17 protein-coding genes are annotated in these 22,359 nt (G+C 67.3%); 5 read left to right on the forward strand and 12 right to left on the reverse strand.

The genetic code is table 11. The features are described from left to right. Positions 1–55 precede the first annotated feature (55 nt). The gene (locus FZ983_RS05035; RefSeq protein ID WP_149223042.1) at positions 56–889 is read right to left on the reverse strand and encodes a universal stress protein; all 834 of its coding nucleotides are present in this window, start codon (positions 887–889) and stop codon (positions 56–58) included. Positions 890–956: 67 nt separating this feature from the next. Then, on the reverse strand, positions 957–1,655 hold the full coding sequence (locus FZ983_RS05040; protein ID WP_149222504.1) for a TetR/AcrR family transcriptional regulator: 699 nt from the start codon (positions 1,653–1,655) through the stop codon (positions 957–959). A gap of 184 nt (positions 1,656–1,839) precedes the next feature. On the opposite strand from FZ983_RS05040, the gene FZ983_RS05045 reads away from it, so the two are divergent. Together FZ983_RS05045 and FZ983_RS05050 are read left to right on the forward strand one after the other, a co-directional pair. Further along, positions 1,840–3,036 (forward strand): efflux RND transporter periplasmic adaptor subunit, encoded by a 1,197-nt coding sequence (locus FZ983_RS05045; protein WP_149222505.1) that lies wholly within the window; start codon positions 1,840–1,842, stop codon positions 3,034–3,036. A gap of 17 nt (positions 3,037–3,053) precedes the next feature. Next, a complete protein-coding gene (locus FZ983_RS05050) occupies positions 3,054–6,197 on the forward strand; it encodes an efflux RND transporter permease subunit (RefSeq protein WP_149222506.1) in 3,144 nt (1,047 codons plus the stop codon). A gap of 211 nt (positions 6,198–6,408) precedes the next feature. On the opposite strand, the gene FZ983_RS05055 is transcribed toward FZ983_RS05050, so the two are convergent. The 10 genes from FZ983_RS05055 to FZ983_RS05100 all read right to left on the reverse strand — a co-directional run bounded on the left by FZ983_RS05055 (position 6,409) and on the right by FZ983_RS05100 (position 18,538). Beyond that, on the reverse strand, positions 6,409–7,428 hold the full coding sequence (locus tag FZ983_RS05055) for a purine nucleoside permease (protein ID WP_149222507.1): 1,020 nt from the start codon (positions 7,426–7,428) through the stop codon (positions 6,409–6,411). A 138-nt stretch (positions 7,429–7,566) separates the two neighbouring features. Beyond that, on the reverse strand, positions 7,567–9,054 hold the full coding sequence (locus FZ983_RS05060; RefSeq protein WP_149223043.1) for a ribonuclease J: 1,488 nt from the start codon (positions 9,052–9,054) through the stop codon (positions 7,567–7,569). A 283-nt stretch (positions 9,055–9,337) separates the two neighbouring features. Then, positions 9,338–9,694 (reverse strand): hypothetical protein, encoded by a 357-nt coding sequence (locus FZ983_RS05065; protein ID WP_149222508.1) that lies wholly within the window; start codon positions 9,692–9,694, stop codon positions 9,338–9,340. A 222-nt stretch (positions 9,695–9,916) separates the two neighbouring features. Further along, positions 9,917–10,261: a YkvA family protein gene (locus FZ983_RS05070; RefSeq protein ID WP_149222509.1), complete on the reverse strand. Its 345-nt coding sequence runs from the start codon at positions 10,259–10,261 to the stop codon at positions 9,917–9,919. A 295-nt stretch (positions 10,262–10,556) separates the two neighbouring features. Beyond that, positions 10,557–12,383, reverse strand: a complete 1,827-nt coding sequence (locus tag FZ983_RS05075) for an IlvD/Edd family dehydratase (RefSeq protein ID WP_149222510.1) — start codon at positions 12,381–12,383, stop codon at positions 10,557–10,559. Positions 12,384–12,458: 75 nt separating this feature from the next. Then, positions 12,459–13,397: a Gfo/Idh/MocA family oxidoreductase gene (locus FZ983_RS05080; RefSeq protein WP_149222511.1), complete on the reverse strand. Its 939-nt coding sequence runs from the start codon at positions 13,395–13,397 to the stop codon at positions 12,459–12,461. A gap of 28 nt (positions 13,398–13,425) precedes the next feature. After that, positions 13,426–14,625 carry a multiple monosaccharide ABC transporter permease gene (gene mmsB, locus FZ983_RS05085; protein WP_149222512.1) on the reverse strand — a complete coding sequence of 400 codons (1,200 nt, stop codon included), beginning with the start codon at positions 14,623–14,625 and terminating at the stop codon, positions 13,426–13,428. Beyond that, the gene (gene mmsA / locus FZ983_RS05090; RefSeq protein ID WP_149222513.1) at positions 14,622–16,232 is read right to left on the reverse strand and encodes a multiple monosaccharide ABC transporter ATP-binding protein; all 1,611 of its coding nucleotides are present in this window, start codon (positions 16,230–16,232) and stop codon (positions 14,622–14,624) included. The genes mmsB and mmsA overlap by 4 nt, the downstream gene beginning before the upstream one ends. Before the next feature lie 82 nt (positions 16,233–16,314). Then, positions 16,315–17,406, reverse strand: coding sequence for a multiple monosaccharide ABC transporter substrate-binding protein (chvE, locus tag FZ983_RS05095; RefSeq protein WP_149222514.1), 1,092 nt, complete (start codon positions 17,404–17,406; stop codon positions 16,315–16,317). A 118-nt stretch (positions 17,407–17,524) separates the two neighbouring features. After that, complete coding sequence (locus tag FZ983_RS05100; protein ID WP_149222515.1) at positions 17,525–18,538, reverse strand: LysR family transcriptional regulator; 1,014 nt, start codon at positions 18,536–18,538, stop codon at positions 17,525–17,527. Positions 18,539–18,725: 187 nt separating this feature from the next. Between FZ983_RS05100 and FZ983_RS05105 the strand changes: the two genes are divergently transcribed. From FZ983_RS05105 to FZ983_RS05115, 3 genes are all read left to right on the forward strand, one after another. Continuing rightward, positions 18,726–19,607, forward strand: a complete 882-nt coding sequence (locus tag FZ983_RS05105; protein ID WP_149222516.1) for an SMP-30/gluconolactonase/LRE family protein — start codon at positions 18,726–18,728, stop codon at positions 19,605–19,607. Between the two features lie 15 nt (positions 19,608–19,622). Then, a complete protein-coding gene (locus FZ983_RS05110) occupies positions 19,623–20,567 on the forward strand; it encodes a dihydrodipicolinate synthase family protein (protein WP_247883590.1) in 945 nt (314 codons plus the stop codon). Between the two features lie 178 nt (positions 20,568–20,745). After that, the gene (locus FZ983_RS05115) at positions 20,746–22,326 is read left to right on the forward strand and encodes an aldehyde dehydrogenase (NADP(+)) (RefSeq protein WP_149222517.1); all 1,581 of its coding nucleotides are present in this window, start codon (positions 20,746–20,748) and stop codon (positions 22,324–22,326) included. Positions 22,327–22,359: the final 33 nt, after the last annotated feature.

Genomic DNA, 22,359 nt, shown 5'->3' on the forward strand with positions numbered 1-22,359 from the left:
GAAGGGGGACCGGCGCGAGCGGTAAAAAAGACGCAGGGATCCCCCTCCGGCAGTGTCATCGCGACAGCAGGATCGGGGTGTTCGCCTTTGCCAGAACCGTGCGGGTCGTCCCGCCGAAGACGAATTCGCTGATCCGCGGCCGGCCATAGGCACCCATCACCAGCAGGTCGGCATCCACCGTGCGCGCATGGTCCAGCAGCACGGTACCGGCATCGGTGCCGGGGCGCTGTTCCAGCACCACCTCTACCCCATTGCGCGCCAGATGGCGGGACATGTCGGCCCCCGGATCGCCGCCGAGCAGGCCGTTCGGGCGCGCTTCGGGCACCACGACCAAATGCACGATGTCCGCCGCGCTCAGCAGGGGCATGGCGAGCGCGATGGCGGTCGCCGCCTCGCGGCTGCCGTTCCAGCCGACGACGATCCGCCGGCCGATGCGGTGCGACGGCCAGCCCGCCGGCAGAAGCAGGGTGGGGCGGCCGGAGGCGAAGATCACATCCTCCGACAGGCTGAGCATCCGCGCCGGCCGGGTCGGCCGCAGCGGCGGGCCGACGATGGCGAGGCTGGCATGGCGGGCGTGGAGCATCAGCGCCTCGCCATCCTCATGGTCGGACAGGCGCCATTCGCCGCTGATGCCGGTGTCGGCGACGATGCGGTCGAACAGCGTCCGCGCCTCCGCCGCTGCATTGCGGGCGGCGGTATGATGCTGGCGCAGCATGGCTTCCAGCCCGCCGCCGCGGGCGAAGCCGCTGCCGGGGGTCAGTTCCAGCCGGTTGACGACGAATGTGGCGATCAGGTGCGCCTGCCAGCTTTGTGCCAGCGCGGCGGCATAAGCAAGCCGGCCGGCCCGCTCCTCGTCCGCCTCGATGAAAACGACGATGTCCTTCGGCATTCCGGGGCTCATTTCTCGGGCCTCTTGCTTGGCGGTTCGTTGGGGGCGTGATTGGGTCGGAGTGCCGTCAGGAGGCCGACGGGGACGGGGTGGTTCCGCGGAGGAACAGACGGACGCAGGCGCGCACATAGGCCTCCACCGCCGGCATGTCGACAGGCCGGTCGGGCAGGATCAGCCGCTCCATCAGGAGGTTGCCGGTCACCATGCCGCAGAAGGCCTGCGCCGCCACCTCGGCGTCGGCGACGCGGATCCGTCCTGCCTCGGCCAGTTCGCGCAGGCAGCCGACCATCCGCTCGCGCGTGCGCTCCGGCCCGACGCGGAAGAAGGTCTCGACGAGATCGGGAATGCGGGCGCCTTCGGAGATCAGCGTGCGCAGGATCGCCGTCGTTTGCGGTTGCGTCAGCGCATGCATGATGTGGAGCGCGATGCGAACCAGCCGCTCTTCCGGATCGGCAGCCTGCTCCGAAACGCTGCCGGCGGGGGCATCCAGGGCGAGGGCGTCCGGTGCCATGCCGTCCAGCACTCGGGCGCAATGTTCCTCCATCATGGCGCGGAACAGGCCGTCCTTGTCGCCAAAATGGGTATAAAGCGTCGTGCGCGACCCGCCGGCAAGCCGCAGCACGTCACTGAGCGACGTTCCGGCATAACCCTTCTCGACGAACAGCGCCGCCGCGGCATCCAGCAGGGCCCGGCAGCGCGCATGGCCGCGGGTGCCCGTCCCGGCGCCGTAGTCCACCCCCCTTGCATCCAGCCCCGTATCGGGCATTGCGGAACCCCCTTGCGCGCTGCAGCATTCTGAATGTATCGTCTGGTACAGTGTACTGTATGAGACAGTACTAAGCAACGGGGATGTGCCGGTCCACCCGCAGCCCGGACCGAAGGTCGGCCCAAAGCCCGGCCGTAGCAGGGAGACGGGACCGCAGACGCGCGGCGCCGAGACGAGGAAAGAGATGTTCAGATCCAACTCATTCATGACGCTGGCCGCGGCGGCTGCGCTGATCGCGGTGCTCGCCGGCTGCAACCAGCAGAAGCAGGCGGCCGGTCAGCCCCAGGCCGGCGGCCCGCCGGAGGTGTCGGTCATCACAATCGGGCCGCAGCGCCTGACCGTAACGACCGAGCTGCCGGGCCGTACTGCCGCCTACCGGGTGGCTGAAATCCGCCCGCAGGTCAGCGGCATCGTGCTGAAGCGCCTGTTCCGCGAAGGCAGCGACGTCAAGGCCGGCGACCAGCTCTACCAGATCGATCCCGCCACCTACGAGGCGTCGCTGGCCAGCGCCCAGGCCGACGTGCAGAAGGCGGAGGCGAACCTGCAGGCCGCGCGCAACAAGGCGGCGCGCTATGGCGACCTCGTGAAGAACAGCGTGGTCAGCAAGCAGGATTTCGACGACGTCCAGGCCACGCTGAAGCAGAACGAGGCACAGGTGGCCGCGGCCAAGGCCGCCTACAACCTCGCCAGCATCAACCTGAACTACACCAAGGTGTTCGCACCGATCTCCGGCCGCATCGGCAAGTCGGCGGTCACCGAAGGCGCGCTGGTCACCGCCAGTCAGGCGACGGCGCTGGCGACCATCCAGCAGTTCGACCCGATCTATGTCGACGTGACGCAGACCGCCTCGCAGTTGATGAAGCTGCGCGAGGACATGGCGACCGGCCGCATCCGCCCGGCCGAGCCCGGCAAGATCCCGGTGACGCTGTTCCTGAACAGCAACGGCGACGACACTCCCTATCCGGCGAAGGGCGAACTCCAGTTCTCCGACGTGACGGTGGATGCCGGCACCAGCTCGGTCCAGCTTCGTGCGGTCTTCCCCAACCCGAACAAGGACCTGCTGCCCGGCCTGTTCGTCCGTGCCCGCGTGGAGCAGGGCGTCGCCGAGAACGCCATCACCGTCCCGCAGGCGGCGGTCAGCCGCGGACCGGACGGCAGCGCCCGCGTCTGGGTGGTGGGCGCCGACAACAAGGCGGCCCAGCGCACCATCAAGACCGAACGCGCGGTGGGCAATGTCTGGCTGGTGTCGGACGGGCTGGCCGCCGGCGAGCGGGTGGTCGTCGAAGGCCTGCAGAAGGTCAAGCCGGGGGCCGAGGTGAAGCCGGTGCCGGCCCAGAATGCCCTCGCTGCGCTGCCTGAAAAGGCCGCTTCGGCCCGCTGATCCAGGATACCGTTCCCATGTCAAAATTCTTCATCGACCGGCCGGTCTTCGCCTGGGTCATCGCCATCGTCATCATGATGGCCGGCGCCCTGGCGATCCTGCGCCTGCCCGTCGAGCAATATCCGAAGATCGCGCCGCCGACGGTGTCGATCTCCGCCAGCTATCCCGGCGCCTCGGCCAAGACGCTGGAGGACACGGTCACCCAGGTCATCGAACAGAAGATGACCGGGCTCGACCATTTCCGCTACATGTCCTCCAACAGCGACTCCTCCGGCAACGTGACCATCACGCTGACCTTCGAGCCGGAGGCCAACCCCGACATCGCCCAGGTCCAGGTGCAGAACAAGCTGCAGCTGGCGGTTCCCCTGCTGCCGCAGGAGGTCCAGCAGCGCGGCCTGCAGGTGTCGAAGGCCGGCAACGACTTCCTGCTGGTGGTGGGCTTCGTATCGAGCGACGGGCGCCTCAGCCAGGGCGACATCGCCGACTACGTCACCTCCAACCTGCAGGACACGCTGAGCCGCGTGGAGGGCGTCGGCGACGTCACCGTCTTCGGCCCGCAGCATGCCATGCGCATCTGGCTCGACCCCGATGCGCTGAACAACTTCGCGCTGACCACCACCGACGTCTCCAACGCGGTCAAGACCCAGAACGCGCAGGTCTCCGCCGGCCAGCTCGGCGGCGCGCCGGCCGTCGCGGGCCAGCAGATCAACGCCACCATCACCGCCCAGTCTCGCCTGCAGACGCCGGAACAGTTCGGCGCCATTCTGCTGCGCGTGAACCCCGACGGATCCCAGGTGCGGCTGCGCGACGTGGCGCGGATCGAGATCGGGTCCGAGACCTACGAGATCAGCGCCGCCTACAACGGCAAGCCGGCGGCGGGCGTCGGCATCAAGCTGGCGACCGGCGCCAACGCGCTGGACACCGCCGCCGCGGTCAAGGCGCGGGTGGCGGAACTGCAGCCCTTCTTCCCCTCGGGCATCGAGGTCATCTACCCCTACGACACGACGCCCTTCGTCGAGCTGTCGATCCATGAGGTGATCAAGACGCTGTTCGAGGCCATCGTCCTCGTCTTCGTCGTGATGTACCTGTTCCTGCAGAATTTCCGCGCGACGCTGATCCCGACCATCGCGGTGCCGGTGGTGCTGCTCGGTACTTTCGGGGTGCTGTCGGCCTTCGGCTTCTCGGTCAACGTGCTGACGATGTTCGGCATGGTGCTGGCGATCGGCCTGCTGGTGGACGACGCCATCGTCGTGGTCGAAAACGTCGAGCGCGTGATGAGCGAGGAGGGCCTGCTCCCGCGCGAGGCGACGCGCAAGTCGATGGACCAGATCACCGGCGCGCTGGTCGGCATCGCGCTGGTGCTGTCGGCGGTGTTCGTGCCGATGGCCTTCTTCGGCGGGTCGGCCGGCGCCATCTACCGCCAGTTCTCGCTGACCATCGTGTCGGCGATGGCGCTGTCGGTGGTGGTCGCCCTGGTGCTGACGCCGGCGCTCTGCGCCACCATCCTGAAGCCTGTCGCTGCCAATCACGGTCATCCGAAACGGGGCTTCTTCGGTCTGTTCAACCGCGGCTTCGACGCCAGCAGCCGGGTCTATGTCCGCGGCGTGCGCGGTGCGGTGAACCGTCTGGGCCGCTATTTCATCGCCTATCTGCTGATCCTCGGCGGGCTGGGCTACCTGTTCCTGCAGATGCCGTCCTCCTTCCTGCCGACGGAGGACCGCGGCCAGCTGTTCGTGCTGTGGTCGGCCCCGCCGAACGCCAGCGCCGAGCGCACGGCCGAGACCGCCAAGGCCGTCACCACCCATTTCCTTGAAAAGGAGAAGGACAGCGTCGAGGGCCTGTTCACCATCGTCGGTTTCAACTTCTCCGGCCGCGGCCAGAATGCCGGCATGGCCTTCGTCCGGCTGAAGGACTGGAGCGAGCGCCAATCCCCGGCGCTGAAGCCGCAGGCCATCGCGGGGCGGGCGATGGGGGCGCTGTCGCAGCTGAAGGATGCGGTGGTCTTCGCCTTCCTACCGCCGTCGGTTCCCGGCCTCGGCAACGCCACCGGCTTCGACCTGCAGCTGGTCGACCGCGGCGGGCTGGGCCATGACCGGCTGATGCAGGCGCGCAACCAGCTGCTGGGCATGGCGGCGCAGAACCCGAAGCTGGTTGGCGTCCGCCCCAACGGCCTGGAGGACACGCCGCAGTTCAAGCTGGATGTCGACCGCGAGAAGGCGAGCGCGCTCGGCCTTGCGCTGAGCGACATCAACACGACGCTGTCGGTGGCCTGGGGTTCGTCCTACGTCAACGACTTCATCGACCAGGGCCGGGTGAAGAAGGTCTATCTGCAGGCCGACGCGCCCTACCGCATGCAGCCGAGCGACATCGACCGCTGGTACGTGCGCAATGCCGCCGGGCAGATGGTCCCCTTCTCCGCCTTCACGACGGCACAGTGGATCTACGGCTCGCCAAAGCTGGAGCGCTACAACGGCGCCTCCTCGCTGAACATCCAGGGGTCGGCTGCACCGGGCATCAGCTCGGGCGAGGCGATGGCCGAGATGGAGGCAATGATGCGGAAGCTGCCCCAGGGCATCGGCTACGAGTGGACCGGCCTGTCCTACGAGGAACGGCTCAGCGGCTCGCAGGCGCCGGCGCTCTACGCCCTGTCGATGATCATCGTCTTCCTCTGCCTGGCGGCGCTCTATGAAAGCTGGTCGGTGCCGGTGTCGGTGATCATGGTGGTGCCGCTGGGCGTCATCGGCGCGGTCATCGCGGCGACGCTGCGCGGCCTGCCGAGCGATGTCTATTTCCAGGTCGGCCTGCTGACCACCATCGGTCTGTCGGCGAAGAACGCCATCCTGATCGTGGAGTTCGCCAAGTCGCTCTACGACGAGGGCATGGAGCTCAAGGACGCCGCAATCGAGGCCTGCCGCCAGCGTCTGCGGCCGATCATCATGACGTCCCTGGCCTTCGTCCTCGGCGTGCTGCCGCTGGCGATCGCAACCGGCGCGGGGTCGGAGAGCCAGAACGCCATCGGCGTCGGCGTGATGGGCGGCATGATCTCCGCCACCGTGCTGGCGATCCTGTTCGTGCCGGTCTTCTTCGTCGCGGTCTACCGCCTGTTCGTCCGCCGGCGCCCCGGCCACGGCGCCATGCCGCAGCCGGCGGCAGGGGACTGAGCGGGCAGGCTTCCGCCGTTGAAATGAAAAAGCGCCGGGCTCCTCGCGGACCCGGCGCTTTTTCTTATCCAGCAGGATGGAACATCGTGGAACAGGTCCGCCCCATCCGTTCAATCCGCCCACCCCTTCGATCGTGGGACGTCCCACGAAAGGTGGGGTAGCTTGTGGGCGATGCGGTGTCGGAAGGGACGCGACCTGTAGGTTTCAGGCTTTATTGGGCCGGCAGCGCCGGGACGCCGTCCTTCCACTGGTCCCAGTGGCCGACGATGTGGTCGACCATGCGGGAGCCGACCAGTTCCACATTCTCCACCGTCTCGGCGAAGCCGCCGGCGGTCTCGCCCGGCTTCGGGTCGAGATGCTGCAGGGTGGTCTCGTTCGGGTTGCCCTGGTCGAAATTGACGGCGCCGCGCAGGCTCATCACCCGGTCGGAGCCCTGCAGCCGCTTGATCACCAGCGTGATCGCCGCGGCTTCCATCTCCGTAATGACGTAGTCGTCTGCGCCATAGAGCTTGGCGATGTACTGCGCCTGCTCCGACATGCCGGGGCCGTGGAAGAAGGTGTCGCCGGTCATGTGCGTGCCGGTGCCCACGAAAGGAGCACGTTGCGCGGCTTCCTGCGGATAACGCTTGCGATAGGCACGGGCGGACTCGCTGTCCTTCAGCGGCGTGTCGGCGGTCAGCCGCATCGCCCAGGAGACCAGCGCCGGGTTCATCGGGAACAGGCGCACCGCTTCATAGCCCTTGCGCGGCATGAAGGTCGGCTCGCCCGGCTTGCCTTCCTCCGGCGCCCAGCGGTGGCCCAGGTCGTAGTCGACCACCCAGGTCGCCCAGCTGACCTCGCCGATGGTGCCGCGCGACGGCGGGGTCCCGGCCACGCCGGTGACCAGGAAATAGGCTTGCGACAGGTCGAGCTGCGGGTTCAGCAGGATCGCCTGCATCGACGCGGAGGAACTGACCTTGCCCATGCCCAGCACCGACCCGCACACGCCGTCGGCATTGCAGTAGACCGGGTTCAGCGCGCCCTTCACCGTGATCGGCTCGGCAGTCTGCCAATAGCGCTCGTACCAGTGCTGGAACTCGCCCGCCCGGTCGCCGGTGTTCTTGCCGATCTCGAACATCGACCCGACGAACACCTTGACCTTGACCGGCTCCGCGGCCTGGAGGGATCCGTTCAGCCCGAACAGGAGCAGGGCCGACAGGGCGGCGCTGCGGCAGCAGGAGAGCAACGACATCGAACTTTCACTCCGTGGGACAAAAGACGCACGGGAGTATGCAATGCCCGAGCCATGCCCGTCCGTTTTCATTCGTACAGAAACGGAAAACGCCCCGCACCGGGCGGTGCAGGGCGTTTTTCCGATCTCTGCAGGCGGTCAGGCCGCGACGCGCTCTTCCTCTGCGTCCACCGCCACCGGCGGGATCCAGGGGATCAATTCCCGGCCGGTGTTGGCGAGGCGCCTGGGCTCGATGCGGCCGATCACCCGGGTGCCTTCCTTGGCGATGCGCAGGATGTCGCCATCCTCCGGAACCAGGGCGCGCTCGACGCCGCAGGCGCGGGCGAGGCGGGCGTGGGCTTCCATATGCTCGATTGTGCCGTGGACCGGAACCGCGAAGCGCGGGCGGACCAGCCCGTACATGCGGGCGAGGTCGTCGCGCTTAGGGTGGCCGGAGACGTGGACCGGCGCATCGGCCGGGGTGACGATCTCCACCCCCATGCCACGCAGATGCTCGTGGATTTCCGCCAGCGCCTCTTCGTTGCCGGGGATGGTGCGGGCGGAGAAGATGACGGTGTCGCCCTCTTCCAGCCACAGCTCGCGGTGCTCGTTGCGGGCCAGTCGGCTGAGCGCCGCCCGTTCCTCACCCTGGCTGCCGGTGCACAGGAACACCAGATTCTCGCGCGGAGTCCAGGAGGCCTCGCGGACATCCATGAAGTCCGGCACATGGTCGAGATAGCCGCAGGCCTGCGCCGCCTTTTCCATGCGCAGCATGGAACGGCCGACCAGCACCACCTTGCGCCCGACCGCCGCCGCCGCTTCCGCCACCGCTGTCATGCGGGCGACGTTGGAGGCGAAGCCGGTCACCGCGATGGCGCCCGGACGGTTGGCGAAGGCACCGATCAGGCCGGCGCGGGCGTCGGCCTCCGATCCCGTCGCACCGGGCACGTCGGCGTTGGTGCTGTCGCACATCATGGCGAGCAGCCCCTCGTCGCCCAGGCGCTTCAGCGCGGCGACATCGGTGGTCCGGCCGATCAGCGGATCGGGATCGAACTTCCAGTCGCCGGTGTGCAGCACCGTGCCGGCCGCCGTGCGGATCGCCAGCGACATCGGTTCGGGGATCGAATGGGTGACGGCGATGGTCTCGATCCGGAAAGGACCGATGGTCAGCGTGTCGCCGATGTCGAAGGTCTGCACCTTGGCGGCCCGATGTGCGCCCTTTTCCTTCAGCCGATCGCGGATGATGTGCGAGGCGAAGGGGCTGGCATAGATCGGGCAGCGCAGGCGCGGCCACAGATGGTGGATCGCGCCGATATGGTCCTCGTGCGCGTGGGTCACCACCAGCCCGACGACGTCCTGCATCCGCTCTTCGATGAAGGTCGGATCGGCCATCAGGCTGTCGACGCCGGGCAACTCGTCGCCGACGAAGGCGACGCCTGCGTCCACGATCAGCCATTTGCCGGCGTGGCCATAGAGCGCCATGTTCATGCCGATGCGGGAGCAGCCGCCCAGCGGAAGGAACAGGATCTCGTCCTTGCCCGGAACCGGGCCGGTAGGGCCGCCGCCATGGACCGTGTTGGCCGTCGGGCGGGAGCCATCGAAGTCATCACGCGGACGTTGGTTGCGTGCGCGGTTGTTCGGCGCCATCCGGCGCCGCCTTGAATCAAACGTCATGCCTCTGTCGTACGTCTCACATAAGCCGGCATTCGACGCTGCCGGACGGGCGTGCATCGCTCGTCGATGCGGATCTCGGGGGTGGAAGGACCCGGCCGGAGGCGCCATGCGGCGGCCATCGGACGACTGGGGTGCGAATGTTTCGTGAGGGCTTATGTGGGCAAACCGCGGCGTACGTCAAGGGCGCGCGTAAAAAGTCACACGAAATGGTGGGGCATTGCTGGGATGCGCGGGCGGTGGTTCCGATGAAAACGTTCTATTTCCAAAGCATCTTTATGGCTGCGGAAATTGCGAAGAAGCAGATGACCCACATGACGATCGGGCCGGCAGCTCCCTTGAATTCAAATCCAAACGCTTTCAACTCAACGTTTCCTGCCTGAATTTCGAGGAGAACGACAAGGCAGAGCGCAGCCAAAGCGGCCATCGGGAGTCCCACAACAGCGGGAAACTGCTGCTTTGCAAGCTCAAGCGTCCACGGCTCAAAAAGCATGCTTGCGGCAGCGCCAGCGAGGAATAATCCTGCAAAAGCAAAAGCGCTGCAAATGATCAGCCATCGGGCGGCTCGCCGAATTCTCTGGTCGGGATCAGGAGGAAGTGGTGTTGCATGCTCCATCGTCACACTCCTGCGCGTGTGGGCGGACGCGGCGCCAAGGTCGGGCTGGCCGGTATATCCAGTTCATGGACGATGTGCCGGCCTGCCTCGCTGAGTGGGAGCGTGACGGACATTTGCCGCGATGGCTTCAGCGATATCACCCAGCATCAGGCTCATCGCCTCAGAGTACATTAGAGATCGCTTTATCATAAACTACGTTATCGGACGAGATCGCGCCAACTGTCAGCCAAACCACCGGCGCAACTGTTCTTCTGCCTTGGCGACGATTTCGTCGTCGATGTGTGCGGCAACCGCCGCTATGGCAGCAGCAAGGACACCAATATCGTCGCTATAGCCAATGACAGGAAGAAGATCAGGGATAGCGTCAATGGGTGAAATGAAATATCCCAAAGCTCCGATCACCACCGATTTGGCCCAGGCGGGCGTCTTCGGGGATTGCAGGCAGTAGTATAGCTTCAGCGCCATCAAAATCGCGTCGCGGCCGGCGGACGAAGCATAATTCTTGATCTTATCCCAGAAACTGCCTTCGCTATAATCCGGAGCGAACTTACTACCATCAGATGACATTTTTCCCCCAGAACCCGTTATATGTTCCTGGTTAAGGATGGATCATCCCTCGGTTGAATTTCAACAAAAATGTGGCGCCCATCCGTTTGACGATGACGTGATGCGGCCAAGCCATTTCTTCTGCGCGACGAAACCAGACGATCAGGGGAACCTCTTTTTCTGATCGACACCCCCGAAGCCAATCTTTCTGCAGCGCCATGAGGAATGCGCTTTAGTGCGAGCCGGTGCTGATACCGACGACCAAGACAAAGATCGTCGGTATCCGCTTGCCGGGGAACTTTCAGTCCGCCGTCTGTCAATGATTGTCGCGCGGGATCCCCATCGTCTGCGCCACGCGCTGGTATTTGACCGCCGGCTTCAGGACCATGCCCTCGTCGAGTTGGTCGACGATGCCGCGCTGGATTTCCTGCCAGGGGGTCTGGGACGGCGGGGCGGGGTAGCCGCCGGCTGCTTCCAGGGATGCCTTGCGGTCGGCCAACTCCGCTTCGGAGATCAGGATGTCGGCGCTGCCGCGGCGCAGGTCGATGCGCACGCGGTCGCCGCTGCGCAGAAGGCCGAGGTTGCCGCCGGCCGCCGCCTCCGGCGAGGCGTTGAGGATGGAGGGGGAGCCCGACGTGCCGGACTGCCGCCCGTCGCCGATGCAGGGCAGGGAATGGACGCCCTGCTTGATGAGGTTCGCGGGCGGACGCATGTTCACCACCTCCGCAGCACCCGGGTAGCCGATGGGGCCGGCGCCGCGGATGACCAGGATGGTGTAGGCGTCGATGCCCAGGTCGGGGTCGTCGATGCGGTGATGGTAGTCCTCCGGCCCGTCGAAGACGACGACCTTGCCTTCGAACGCTTCCGGATCGCTGGGGTTGGACAGGTAGCGCTCCCGGAACTCGTCGGAGATGACGCTGGTCTTCATGATGGCGGCGTTGAACAGGTTGCCGCGCAGCACGACGAAGCCGGCATTGATCTTCAGCGGGTCGTCGATCGGGTGGATGACGCGGGTATCGAGGATCTCGGTGTTGCGGCAGTTCTCGCCGATGGTCCGGCCGTTGACGTTGGGCGCATCCTCGCGGATCAGGCCCTGGCGCATCAGCTGCGACACCACCGCCGGCACGCCGCCGGCGCGGTGGAAGTCCTCGCCCAGATACTCGCCGGCCGGCTGCAGGTTGACCAGCAGCGGCACGCCCAGCCCGTGGGTCTGCCAATCGTCCACCGTCAGCGGCACGCCGATGTGCTTGGCGATGGCGTTGATGTGGATCGGCGCGTTGGTCGAACCGCCGATGGCGGAGTTGACGACGATGGCGTTGAGGAAGGCGTCGCGGGTCAGGATGTCCGACGGCTTGATGTCCTGGCGCACCATCTCGACGATGCGCTTGCCGGTCTCGTAGGCGGCCTGCTGGCGCTCGCGGTAGGGGGCGGGGATCGCGGCGGAGCCCGGAAGCTGCATGCCCAGCACCTCCGCCAGAGAATTCATGGTCGAGGCGGTGCCCATGGTGTTGCAGTAGCCGGTCGAGGGGGCGGACGAGGCCACCAGCTCGATGAAGCCCTGATAGTCGATCTCGCCGGCCGCCATCATCTGGCGCGCCTTCCACACGATGGTGCCGGAACCGGTGCGCTCGCCGCGGAACCAGCCGTTCAGCATCGGGCCGACCGACAGGGCGATGGCCGGGATGTTGACGGTGGCGGCGGCCATCAGGCAGGCCGGGGTGGTCTTGTCGCAGCCGATGGTCAGCACCACGCCGTCCAGCGGATAGCCGTGCAGCACCTCGACGAGGCCGAGATAGGCGAGGTTGCGGTCGATGGAGGCGGTCGGCCGCTTGCCGGTCTCCTGGATCGGGTGGACGGGGAACTCGATGGCGATGCCGCCGGCGGTGCGGATGCCCTCGCGCAGCCGTTCGGCCAGGACCAGATGGTGGCGGTTGCAGGGGCTGAGGTCGGATCCGGTCTGGGCGATGCCGATGATGGGCGCGCCGGACTGCAGCTCCTCCCGCGTCAGGCCGAAATTCAGGTAGCGCTCCAGGTAGAGCGCGGTCATGTCGGGGTTGGCGGGGTTGTCGAACCACGCGCGCGACCGCAGCCGACGCTCTGAACCGGAGGAGGTGGCGGGGAAGGGCGGCTTCGTATCGGTCATGTCGGCACCGGTTTCAGGTTGGGGCGCGGGCCGGATCGGCGGCGCCGGAGTTGGGGGTGCGTCGCTGCGGCGGCGTTACCAGTCGAAGGCGTCGGTGCGGTGCCAGCGCCCGACCATGCAGGCGTCGGCGACCAAGGACAGCGGGCGGGCGTCGACGTCGCTCGCCCCGTCGCCTATCAACCGGTGGAAGTGGCGATAGATGCGCTGGTATTCGGTGTCGGGCTCGGCCAGCACCGGCCCACCGTCCACCATCAGGCGGGTGCCGCCATGGGTGAGGTCGAGGCGCCCGCCATCGGTCTCGATCACGATGGACCAAGTCTGCTCGCCCTGCTGGAGGAAGTCGAAGTCGGCGGTGACGCGGCCGATGCGGGAACCGGGGGCCGCACTCATCTCCAGCGTCGCGGCGATTGGGGTGTTGCGGTTGGCGGGCACATGCAGGTCGGCGGCGCGGACGAAGACCGGGGCCGGCAGGATGTCGGTCAGGATCGACAGGGCGTTGATGCTGGGATCGAAGACGCCGAAGCCGCCGGCCGCGAAGATCCAGTCCTGGCCCGGATGCCAGCGCCGGACATCCTCCTTCCAAGTGATGGCGACGCTGCGGATCTCGGTGTCGGAAAGCCGGCGACGTGTCTCCTCCACCGCCGGGTTGAACTGCGAATGCCAGGCGGTGAACAGGGTACGCTGCGCGGCTTCCGCCTCCGCCACCAGATCGTGAAGCTCCGACAGGGTGGCGGCGGGCGGCTTCTCGATCAGCACATGCTTGCCGGCGCGGAGCGCCTCCACCGTCAGGCCGTGGCGGACGGCGGGCGGGGTGCAGAGCGCCACGGCGTCCAGGCCGGGCAGCGCCGCCAGCATCGAAGCCTGGGAGCGGAAGGTCGGCACGCCATCCGTGCCGGCGCCGTCCGGGCTGACCACGGCGGCCAGTTCGAACAGGCCGGTGACGGCGATTGCCGGGATGTGCTGGTCGCGGGCGATCTTTCCCAGACCGACGAGGCCGAGGGTGGGGAGCGTCATGGCGATTGTCCGGTCGGGGCGGAAGGCCTCAGGCCTTGCCCTTGTTGTAGACGTCGAAGCAGACGGCGGCGAGCAGCACCAGACCCTTGATGACCTGCTGCCAATCGATGCCGATGCCGAGGATCGACATGCCGTTGTTCATCACGCCCATGATGAAGGCGCCGATCACCGCACCGGTCACCCGCCCGACGCCGCCCGACGCCGAGGCCCCACCGATGAAGCAGGCGGCGATCACGTCGAGTTCGAACGAGACGCCGGCCTTCGGCGTCGCGGTGTTGAGCCGAGCGGCGAAGATCAGGCCGGCCAGTGCTGCCAGCACGCCCATGTTGACGAAGGTGTAGAAGGACAGGCGGCGGGTGTCGATGCCCGACAGCTTGGCGGCCTTCTCGTTGCCGCCCAGCGCGTAGATGCGCCGGCCGATGGTGGTGTCGCGGGTGACGAAGGCATAGATGCCGATCAGCAGCGCCATGATGATCAGGACGTTCGGCAGCCCTTTGTAGGAGGCCAGCAGCATGCCGATATAGGCGACCACCGCGAACAGCCCGGCGCTCTTCAGCAGGAACAGCGGCAGCGGCTCCTGTTCGATGGCGAAGCGGTGGCGGCGGATGCGGGCGGCGACGCTGAGGCCGATGATGACCGCCGGCGTCACCAGGCACAGCAGAAGCGTGGTGGTGTGGAAGCCGGCCGTGCCGAAGACATCCGGGATGAAGCCGGAGCTGAGGCGCTGGAACTCCACCGGGAAGGGGCCGACCGACTGGCCGGCGAGAAGGGCGAGGCTGAGGCCGCGGAAGACCAGCATGCCCGCCAGCGTCACGATGAAGGAGGGAATGCGGAAATAGGCGACCCAGTACCCCTGCGCCGCGCCGATGGCGGCGCCGGCCAGCAGGCAGAGGATGGCGGTGGGGATGAAATGCAGGTGGAACTGCACCATCAGGATGGCGGCCAGCGCGCCGATGAAGCCGACGATGGAGCCCACCGACAGATCGATGTGCCCGGCGACGATCACCAGCAGCATGCCCAGCGCCATGATGACGATGTAGCTGTTCTGCAGGACGAGGTTGGTGAGGTTCAGCGGCTGCAGAAGCGTGCCGTTGGTCATGTATTGGAAGAAGGCCACGATCGCCAGCAGCGAGATCAGCATGCCGTAATCGCGCATGTGGCTCTTCAGGAACCTGGCCATGGAGGCCTGACGCGGCGGGGCGGCCGGAAGATTCAGTTCGGCGCTCATTGCAGGGGCTCCCGGACACCATCGTTCAAAGCGGCTGCCGCGACGGCGGCGCGGGCCGCCGAGGATTTCGAGGCGGAGGACATGATGGCGTGCATGATCTTTTCCTGGCTGGCCTCGGCCGCCGGCATCTCGGCGACCAGCGCGCCTTCGTTCATCACGTAGATGCGGTCGGCGACGCCCAGAAGCTCCGGCAGTTCCGACGAGATCAGGATGACGCCGCGGCCTTCGGCCACCAGCTGGTTGACGATGGTGTAGATTTCATATTTGGCGCCGACGTCGATGCCGCGGGTCGGCTCGTCCAGGATCAGCACCTGCGGGCCGGCGAACAGCCATTTGCTGAGCACGACCTTCTGCTGGTTGCCGCCGGACAAGTTCACCGTCTGCTGGAACACGTCGGAGCAGCGGATGCGCAGGCGGCGGCGGAAGTCGTTGGCGACCTCGATCTCGCGTTCGTGGTGGATGACGCCGCGCTTGGCGACGCCGTCCAGATTGGCCAGCGTCACGTTGTGGCGGATGTCGTTGTCCAGCACGAGGCCGTAATGCTTGCGGTCCTCGGTGGCATAGGCGAGGCCGTTGTTCATCGCCTTGGCGATGGTCGACACGTCGATCTCGCGCCCGCCAAGGAAAGCTTGCCCGCGGATGTTGCGGCCATAGGACCGGCCGAACAGGCTCATGGCGAATTCGGTGCGGCCGGCGCCCATCAGGCCGGCGATGCCCACCACCTCGCCCCGGCGGACATGCAGGTCGATGTCCTTCACCACGCGGCGGCCGGGATGGATGGGGTGGTCGGCGCTCCAGCCCTTCACCTCGAACAGGATGTCGCCGGGGTTGCTGGTGCGGCGCGGATAGCGGTCGGCAAGGTCGCGGCCGACCATGCCCTTGATGATGCGGTCCTGGCTGATGGGGCCGTCATGGCAGTCCAGCGTCTCCACCGTGGTGCCGTCGCGCAGGATGGTGACGCGGTCGGCGACCTTGGCGATCTCGTTCAGCTTGTGCGAGATCAGGATGGAGGAGATGCCCTGTTCCTTGAAGCGCAGCAGCAGGGTTAGAAGCGCGTCGCTGTCGCTCTCGTTCAGGCTGGCGGTCGGCTCGTCCAGGATCAGCAGCTTGACCTGCTTGGACAGCGCCTTGGCGATCTCCACCAGCTGCTGCTTGCCGACGCCGATGTCGGTGATCAGCGTCTCGGGCGAATCCGTCAGCCCGACCATGCGCAGCAGGTCACGGGCGCGGGCGGTGGCGGCCACCCAGTCGATCCGGCCCCGCCCCAAAAATCCACTGGGGGCCTGCTCGTTGCCGAGGAACAGGTTCTCGGTGATCGACAGAAGCGGGACCAGCGCCAGTTCCTGGTGGATGATGATGATGCCCAGCTTTTCGCTGTCGGCGATGCCGCGGAAGGCGACGGGCTGACCGCGAAAGCGGATTTCGCCGTCATAGGTCCCGTGCGGATAGACGCCGCTCAGCACCTTCATCAGCGTCGATTTGCCGGCGCCGTTCTCGCCGATCAGCGCGTGGATCTCCCCCTCGCGGACGAAGAGGTTGACGTCATCGAGCGCCTTGACGCCCGGAAACGTCTTGGTGATGCGGCGCATCTCAAGAATGCTGTCCATGGAACCCCCTGATCGCCCGCCTGCATGGTCCGGCGGAGCACGGTGGAGGGCGCCGGATGGCCCCGCCCCCCGCGCCACCCGCTCACTTGATCTGTGATTCCTTGTAGTAGCCGCCGTCGACCAGGACCTGTTTCCAGTTCGTGGAGTCGACGCTGACCGGCTTCAGCAGATAGGAGGGAACGACCTTCTTGCCGTTGTCGTAGGTCTTGGTGTCGTTGACCTGCGGGGTGCGGCCGGCCAGCAGATCGTCGACCATGCCGACCGTCACTTTCGCCAGTTCGCGGGTATCCTTGAAGACGGTGGAGCGCTGCTCGCCCGCCAGGATCGACTTGACCGACGGGATTTCGGCGTCCTGGCCGGTGACGACCGGCATCGGCTGCGAGGGCGAGCCGTAGCCCACGCCCTTCAGCGAGGAGATGATGCCGATGCTGATGCCGTCATAGGGCGACAGCACGGCGTCCAGCGTCTTGTTGCCGTAATAGGCGCTCAGCAGGTTGTCCATGCGGGACTGGGCGACCGCGCCGTCCCAGCGCAGGGTGGACACCTTGTCCATGCCGACCTGGCCGCTCTGCACCTTCAGCTTGCCGCTGTCGATGTAGGGCTGCAGCACCGACATGGCGCCGTTGTAGAAGAAATAGGCGTTGTTGTCGTCGGGGGAGCCGCCGAACAGTTCGATGTTGAAGGGGCCCTTGCCGTCCTTCAGGCCGAGAGCCTTCTCGATATAGGCGGCCTGGAGCACGCCGACCTGGAAATTGTCGAAGGTGGCGTAGTAATCGACATTGGCGGACCCGCGGATCAGCCGGTCGTAGGCGATGACCTTCACGCCCTGTTCGGCCGCCTTCTGCAGAACGTCGGTCAGCGTCGTCCCGTCGATGGCGGCGATCACCAGAACCTTGTCGTTCTTGGTGACCATGTTCTCGATCTGGGCGAGCTGGTTGGGGATGTCGTCCTCGGCATATTGCAGGTCGGTCTTGTATCCCTTTTCCTGGAAATACTTGACCATGTTGTTGCCGTCGTCGATCCAGCGCGCCGACGACTTGGTCGGCATGGCGATGCCGATGGTCGGCTTGTCCTGCGCCATCGCCGGGGCGGCTGCGGTGCCGGTGGCGATCAGCAGGCCGACGGTGAGTCCGGCAAGTTTAGAGGTGAAGGAAGAACGCTTAGGAGACGACATGGACCGAAATCCTCCCCATTTCTACGGCACGCGCTTCGCAGCCCCCACGTTCTGTATCGCGGACGGCATGGGGCGCGATGGTTTGTGTCCCTAGCAATCCTCCGTTTCCCCATAACTGTCAAATATGATTATTCGGCAAAGCGATATGCATTTGAGTATCGGCAGGTGATCCCGACAGCTGGCGCATCTTGCGTTCCGAGGCGGCGCGCACCGCCGACAGAACGGTGTGGGCGCCGGGAGACAGCGGCCGGTCCTTCAGCCAGAAGATGCCGTAGGGCTCCACGCTGAAGCGCTTGTTGAAAGGCATGATCGTGTAGCAGCCGCCGGGCGTGAACACCTGGGCGAGCGCGCGGGCGAAGACGGTGATCGACTCGGTCTCCGCCACCATCGCCATCGAGATGACCGGCGACGCGCTTTCGATCACCCGGTGCGGCAGCCGGGCGCCCTCGGCGCGGAACAGCGCCTCCACCCGGTCGCGCAGCAGCGTGCCGACGGGCTGCAGGATCCAGGTGGCGTCCGACAGGTCTGCGGCGGTCAGCGGGCGGCCGAGCTGCAGCAGCGGATTGCCTGCGCGGCAGACGAAGCACAGCTCCTCGCTGCTGATCTCCTGGTATTCGAAGGCGGTGGGGTCGAGATGGCCGGGCAGGCGGCCGATGGCGAAATCCATCACCCCCTGATGCACCCGTTCGGCCAGCACGTCGCTGGTCTCCACCGCCACGGCGATCTTCAGGTTGGGATGCTCGCGGGTCAGGCTGCTGATGACGGGAACCACCAGCTCCACCGCCGGAGCCATCACCGTGCCGACCGACACCCGGCCGCTGTGCCCGGCCAGCAGCGCGTTCAGCTCCTCCCCCGTTTCCTGCAACTCGCTGAGGATCATCCGGGCGTGGCGGATCATCAGGCTGCCGTACCAGTTCGGCTCGATCCCGCGGCCATGGCGGTCGAACAGCTCGATCCCCAGCGTTTCCTCCAGGTCGCCCAGCAGCTTGGAGGCCGCCGGCTGCGACATGTTCAGGCTGGCGGCAGCGCGGTGCAGGTTGCGGTGTTCGTCGAGCGCCGCGAACAGCTGGAGATGGCGCAGCTTCAGCCGGGCCTTCTGGAACCAGTTCGGGGGGAAGCGTTGCGGGGTCACGGGTGGTTGCCTCCGGTCGGGCGCCGGCGCCGGGTTGCGGGATGCCGGTATACGACAATTGATATCGCAGATGCCCATCTTCGTATTGGACGATTATCAAAAGGCCTCTTATCGTTCGGGTCGTCAACAAATTTTCAAATGGCTGCCGGCAGCGACAGCCTCGGGGTGCGAGGAGGAGTGAAGCGGCATGGCGCAGGAAGCGCGTTGCGTCTGGCAGGCCCGTGCGCTGCTGGGGGAGGGTCCGCTCTGGTCCCCGCGGCAGGATGCCGTCTACTTCGTCGACATCCGCGGCTCCCGCATCCTGCACCACGGCCTGTCCGATGGGGCGCAGGCGGGGTGGGAGCTTGACGACGCCGCCTGCTGGCTGGTGGAGAGCGCCGACGGCAACGGCCTCATAGCCGGGCTGCGCTCCCGCCGCGTGGTCCGCCTGCTGCTGGAGCCGGGGCAGGCGGTGATCGCCGAGGAATTGGCGCGGATCGAGCCGGACCGGCCGGGCAACCGGCTGAACGACGGCAAGGCCGATGCCCAGGGCCGACTGTGGGTCGGCAGCATGGACGATGCGGAGGAGGCGCCGGCCGGCAGCTTCTACCGCATCGATCCCGACGGCGCAGTCATCAGGGTGGACGAGGGCTACACCGTCACCAACGGGCCGGCGCTGTCGCCGGACGGGCGGACGATCTACCACACCGACAGCGCGGCGCGGACGGTTTATGCCTTCGAAGTCGGCAGGGGCGGCAGCCTGTCCGGCAAGTGCGTCCACATTCGCTTCGGCGACGCGGATGGCTATCCCGACGGCATGACCTGCGATGCCGAGGGCGGGCTGTGGATCGCCCATTGGGATGGTGCGCGCGTCAGCCGCTTCCACCCGGACGGCACGCTGGACCGCGCCATCGCGCTGCCGGTGTCCCGCGTCACCTCCTGCGTCTTCGCCGGTCCGGACCTCGACCGGCTGTTCGTCACCACCGCCGCGCACGGCCGGCACGAGGAGCCGCTGGCCGGGGCGCTGTTCGAGTGCGACCCCGGCGTCCGCGGCCTGCCGCCCGGACGGTTCGGTTCCCCGTCGCGCTGAGCCTCGAAGATATCGATGAAGGATTTCACCGCCATGCCGCCCAGCGCCCGTCCCTATCGCGGCGTCTTCCCCGTCGTCCCCACCATTTTCACCGAAACGGGGGAGCTGGACCTCGACGGCCAGAAGCGCTGCGTCGATTTCATGATCGATGCCGGCTCCACCGGCCTGTGCATCCTCGCCAACTTCTCCGAACAGTTCGTGCTGACCGACGACGAGCGCGCGGTGCTGATGGAAACGATGCTGGCCCATGTCGCCGGCCGCGTGCCGGTGATCGTCACCACCACCCATTTCAGCACCCGCGCCTGCGCCGAGCGCAGCCGCCGCGCCCAGGATCTGGGGGCGGCGATGGTGATGGTGATGCCGCCCTACCACGGCGCCACCATCCGTGTGCCGGAAGCCGGCATCGTCGAGTTCTTCCAGCGCGTGTCGGACGCCATCGACATCCCGATCATGATCCAGGACGCGCCGGTCAGCGGCACCCCGCTGCCGGCCCCGCTGCTGGCGCGGATGGCGCGGGAGATCGCGCAGGTCTCCTACTTCAAGATCGAGGTGCCGCAGGCGGCGGCCAAGCTGCGCACGCTGATCGAACTGGGCGGCGACGCCATCGAAGGGCCGTGGGACGGCGAGGAGGCGATCACGCTGCTGGCCGACCTCGACGCCGGGGCGACGGGGGCGATGACCGGCGGCGGCTATCCCGACGGCATCCGGCAGATCATCGATCCGTATCTGGCGGGAGACCGCGAGGCGGCTGTGATGGCCTATGGGCGCTGGCTGCCGCTGATCAACCACGAGAACCGGCAGTGCGGCATCGCCACCGCGAAGATCCTGATGAAGGAGGGCGGCGTCATCAAATCCGACGCCATGCGCCACCCGATGGCCAGCCCGCACCCGATGAGCCGCGAGGGGTTGCTCGATGCGGCGCGGCGGCTCGATCCGCTGGTGCTGAGTTGGGGGCGGTGAGTAGCGGGAGAGTTCAGGCCGCCGATTGCCCCCTCCCCATCCCTCCCCCGCTTCGCGGGAGAGGGGGCGGGATGCTTGGTGGCGTGGCTTAAATACCGAAGCGGCGGCAGTTCCCTCTCCCGCGAAGCGGGGGAGGGTTAGGGAGGGGGCAAAAACGCCCCCACAACGGAGACCCACCATGACCATCACCGGCGAGATGCTGATCGGCGCGCAAGCCCACCGCGGTGACGAGGGCGAATTCCGCGCCGTCGACCCCGCCAGCGGCGAGGCGCTGGAACCCGCCTTCGGCGGTGGCAGCGCGGCGGACGTCGACCGCGCCTGTGCCCTCGCCTGGTCCGCCTTCGACGCCTTCCGCGAGACCGGCCTGGACCAGCGCGCGGCCTTCCTGGAAACGGTCGCCCAGAACATCCTCGACATCGGCGACGACCTGATCACCCGCGCCATGGCCGAAAGCGGCCTGCCGCGTGCCCGGCTGGAGGGCGAGCGCGGCCGCACCGTCGGACAGCTTCGCCTGTTCGCCCAGGTGGTGCGCGAGGGAAGCTGGATCGAGGCGCGCATCGACCCGGCCATGCCCGCGCGCCTGCCGCTGCCCCGCCCCGACATCCGCCAGCGCCACATCCCGCTGGGACCGGTCGCGGTGTTCGGCGCGTCGAACTTCCCGCTCGCCTTCTCGGTCGCCGGCGGCGACACCGCCTCGGCCTTCGCCGCCGGCTGTCCGGTGGTGGTCAAGGGCCATGGCGCCCATCCCGGCACCTCGGAGCTGGTCGGCCGCGCCATCCGGGCGGCGGTCGCCTCCTGCGGCCTGCCCGAGGGGGTGTTCTCCCTGCTGTTCGGCACCGGCAACGAGATCGGTACGGCGCTGGTCGCCGATCCGCGCATCAAGGCGGTGGGGTTCACCGGCTCCCGCCGTGGCGGGCTGGCTCTGATGGAGGTGGCGTCCAGGCGGGCGGAGCCGATCCCGGTCTATGCCGAGATGAGCAGCATCAACCCGGTCTTCCTGATGCCGGCGGCGCTGGCCGCAAGGGCCGACGCGCTGGGCAAGGGCTTCGTCGCCTCGCTGACCATGGGGGCGGGGCAGTTCTGCACCAACCCCGGCATCCTGCTGGGCGTGGAGGGGCCGGACCTCGACCGATTCGTCGCGGCGGCGGTGGAGGCCATCGGCGGCAGTGCGGCGTCCACCATGCTGACGCCGGGCATCCACGCCGCCTATGATTCCGGCGTCGCCAAGCTGGCCGGCAGTGGCGAGGTGACGATTCTGGCGCGCGGCATGGCCTGCAACGGGCCGAACCAGGCGCAGGCGGCCTTCTTCACCACCACCGCGGACGCCTTCCTGGCCGACACGGAGTTGCAGGAGGAGGTGTTCGGCGCGGCGTCGCTGCTGATCCGCTGCCCGGATGTCGTCACGATGAAGGTCGTCGCCGAACGTCTGGAAGGGCAGCTGACCGCGACGGTCCAGATGGACGCGGCGGACAAGGCCGCGGTGGCCGTGCTGATCCCGACCCTGGAGCGCAAGGCCGGCCGCATCCTGGCGAACGGCTGGCCGACCGGGGTGGAGGTTTGCCACGCGATAGTGCATGGCGGACCCTTCCCGGCGACCTCGGACGCCCGCAGCACCTCGGTCGGCACCCTGGCGATCCGCCGTTTCCTGCGCCCGGTCTGCTACCAGGACATCCCCGCCGACCTGCTGCCGGAGGCGGTGCGCGACGGCAACCCGCTGGGGCTGTGGCGCCGCGTCGACGGGACGCTTGGCCGGGACTGACCGGCGCACATGAACCTCGCCACAAAACCTCAG

It is taken from the genome of Azospirillum sp. B21 (genome assembly GCF_008364825.1).
Lineage (GTDB): Bacteria > Pseudomonadota > Alphaproteobacteria > Azospirillales > Azospirillaceae > Azospirillum.

Coding starts and splice junctions, on each gene's coding strand:
- FZ983_RS05060 (WP_149223043.1), bottom strand. CDS start 9,054: ATGGCGCCGAACAACCGCGCACGCAACCAACGTCCGCGTGATGACTTC.
- FZ983_RS05045 (WP_149222505.1), top strand. CDS start 1,840: ATGTTCAGATCCAACTCATTCATGACGCTGGCCGCGGCGGCTGCGCTG.
- FZ983_RS05115 (WP_149222517.1), top strand. CDS start 20,746: ATGACCATCACCGGCGAGATGCTGATCGGCGCGCAAGCCCACCGCGGT.
- chvE (WP_149222514.1), bottom strand. CDS start 17,406: ATGTCGTCTCCTAAGCGTTCTTCCTTCACCTCTAAACTTGCCGGACTC.
- FZ983_RS05110 (WP_247883590.1), top strand. CDS start 19,623: ATGAAGGATTTCACCGCCATGCCGCCCAGCGCCCGTCCCTATCGCGGC.
- FZ983_RS05105 (WP_149222516.1), top strand. CDS start 18,726: ATGGCGCAGGAAGCGCGTTGCGTCTGGCAGGCCCGTGCGCTGCTGGGG.
- FZ983_RS05035 (WP_149223042.1), bottom strand. CDS start 889: ATGCCGAAGGACATCGTCGTTTTCATCGAGGCGGACGAGGAGCGGGCC.
- FZ983_RS05065 (WP_149222508.1), bottom strand. CDS start 9,694: ATGGAGCATGCAACACCACTTCCTCCTGATCCCGACCAGAGAATTCGG.
- FZ983_RS05055 (WP_149222507.1), bottom strand. CDS start 7,428: ATGTCGTTGCTCTCCTGCTGCCGCAGCGCCGCCCTGTCGGCCCTGCTC.
- mmsB (WP_149222512.1), bottom strand. CDS start 14,625: ATGAGCGCCGAACTGAATCTTCCGGCCGCCCCGCCGCGTCAGGCCTCC.
- mmsA (WP_149222513.1), bottom strand. CDS start 16,232: ATGGACAGCATTCTTGAGATGCGCCGCATCACCAAGACGTTTCCGGGC.
- FZ983_RS05080 (WP_149222511.1), bottom strand. CDS start 13,397: ATGACGCTCCCCACCCTCGGCCTCGTCGGTCTGGGAAAGATCGCCCGC.
- FZ983_RS05040 (WP_149222504.1), bottom strand. CDS start 1,655: ATGCCCGATACGGGGCTGGATGCAAGGGGGGTGGACTACGGCGCCGGG.
- FZ983_RS05070 (WP_149222509.1), bottom strand. CDS start 10,261: ATGTCATCTGATGGTAGTAAGTTCGCTCCGGATTATAGCGAAGGCAGT.
- FZ983_RS05050 (WP_149222506.1), top strand. CDS start 3,054: ATGTCAAAATTCTTCATCGACCGGCCGGTCTTCGCCTGGGTCATCGCC.
- FZ983_RS05075 (WP_149222510.1), bottom strand. CDS start 12,383: ATGACCGATACGAAGCCGCCCTTCCCCGCCACCTCCTCCGGTTCAGAG.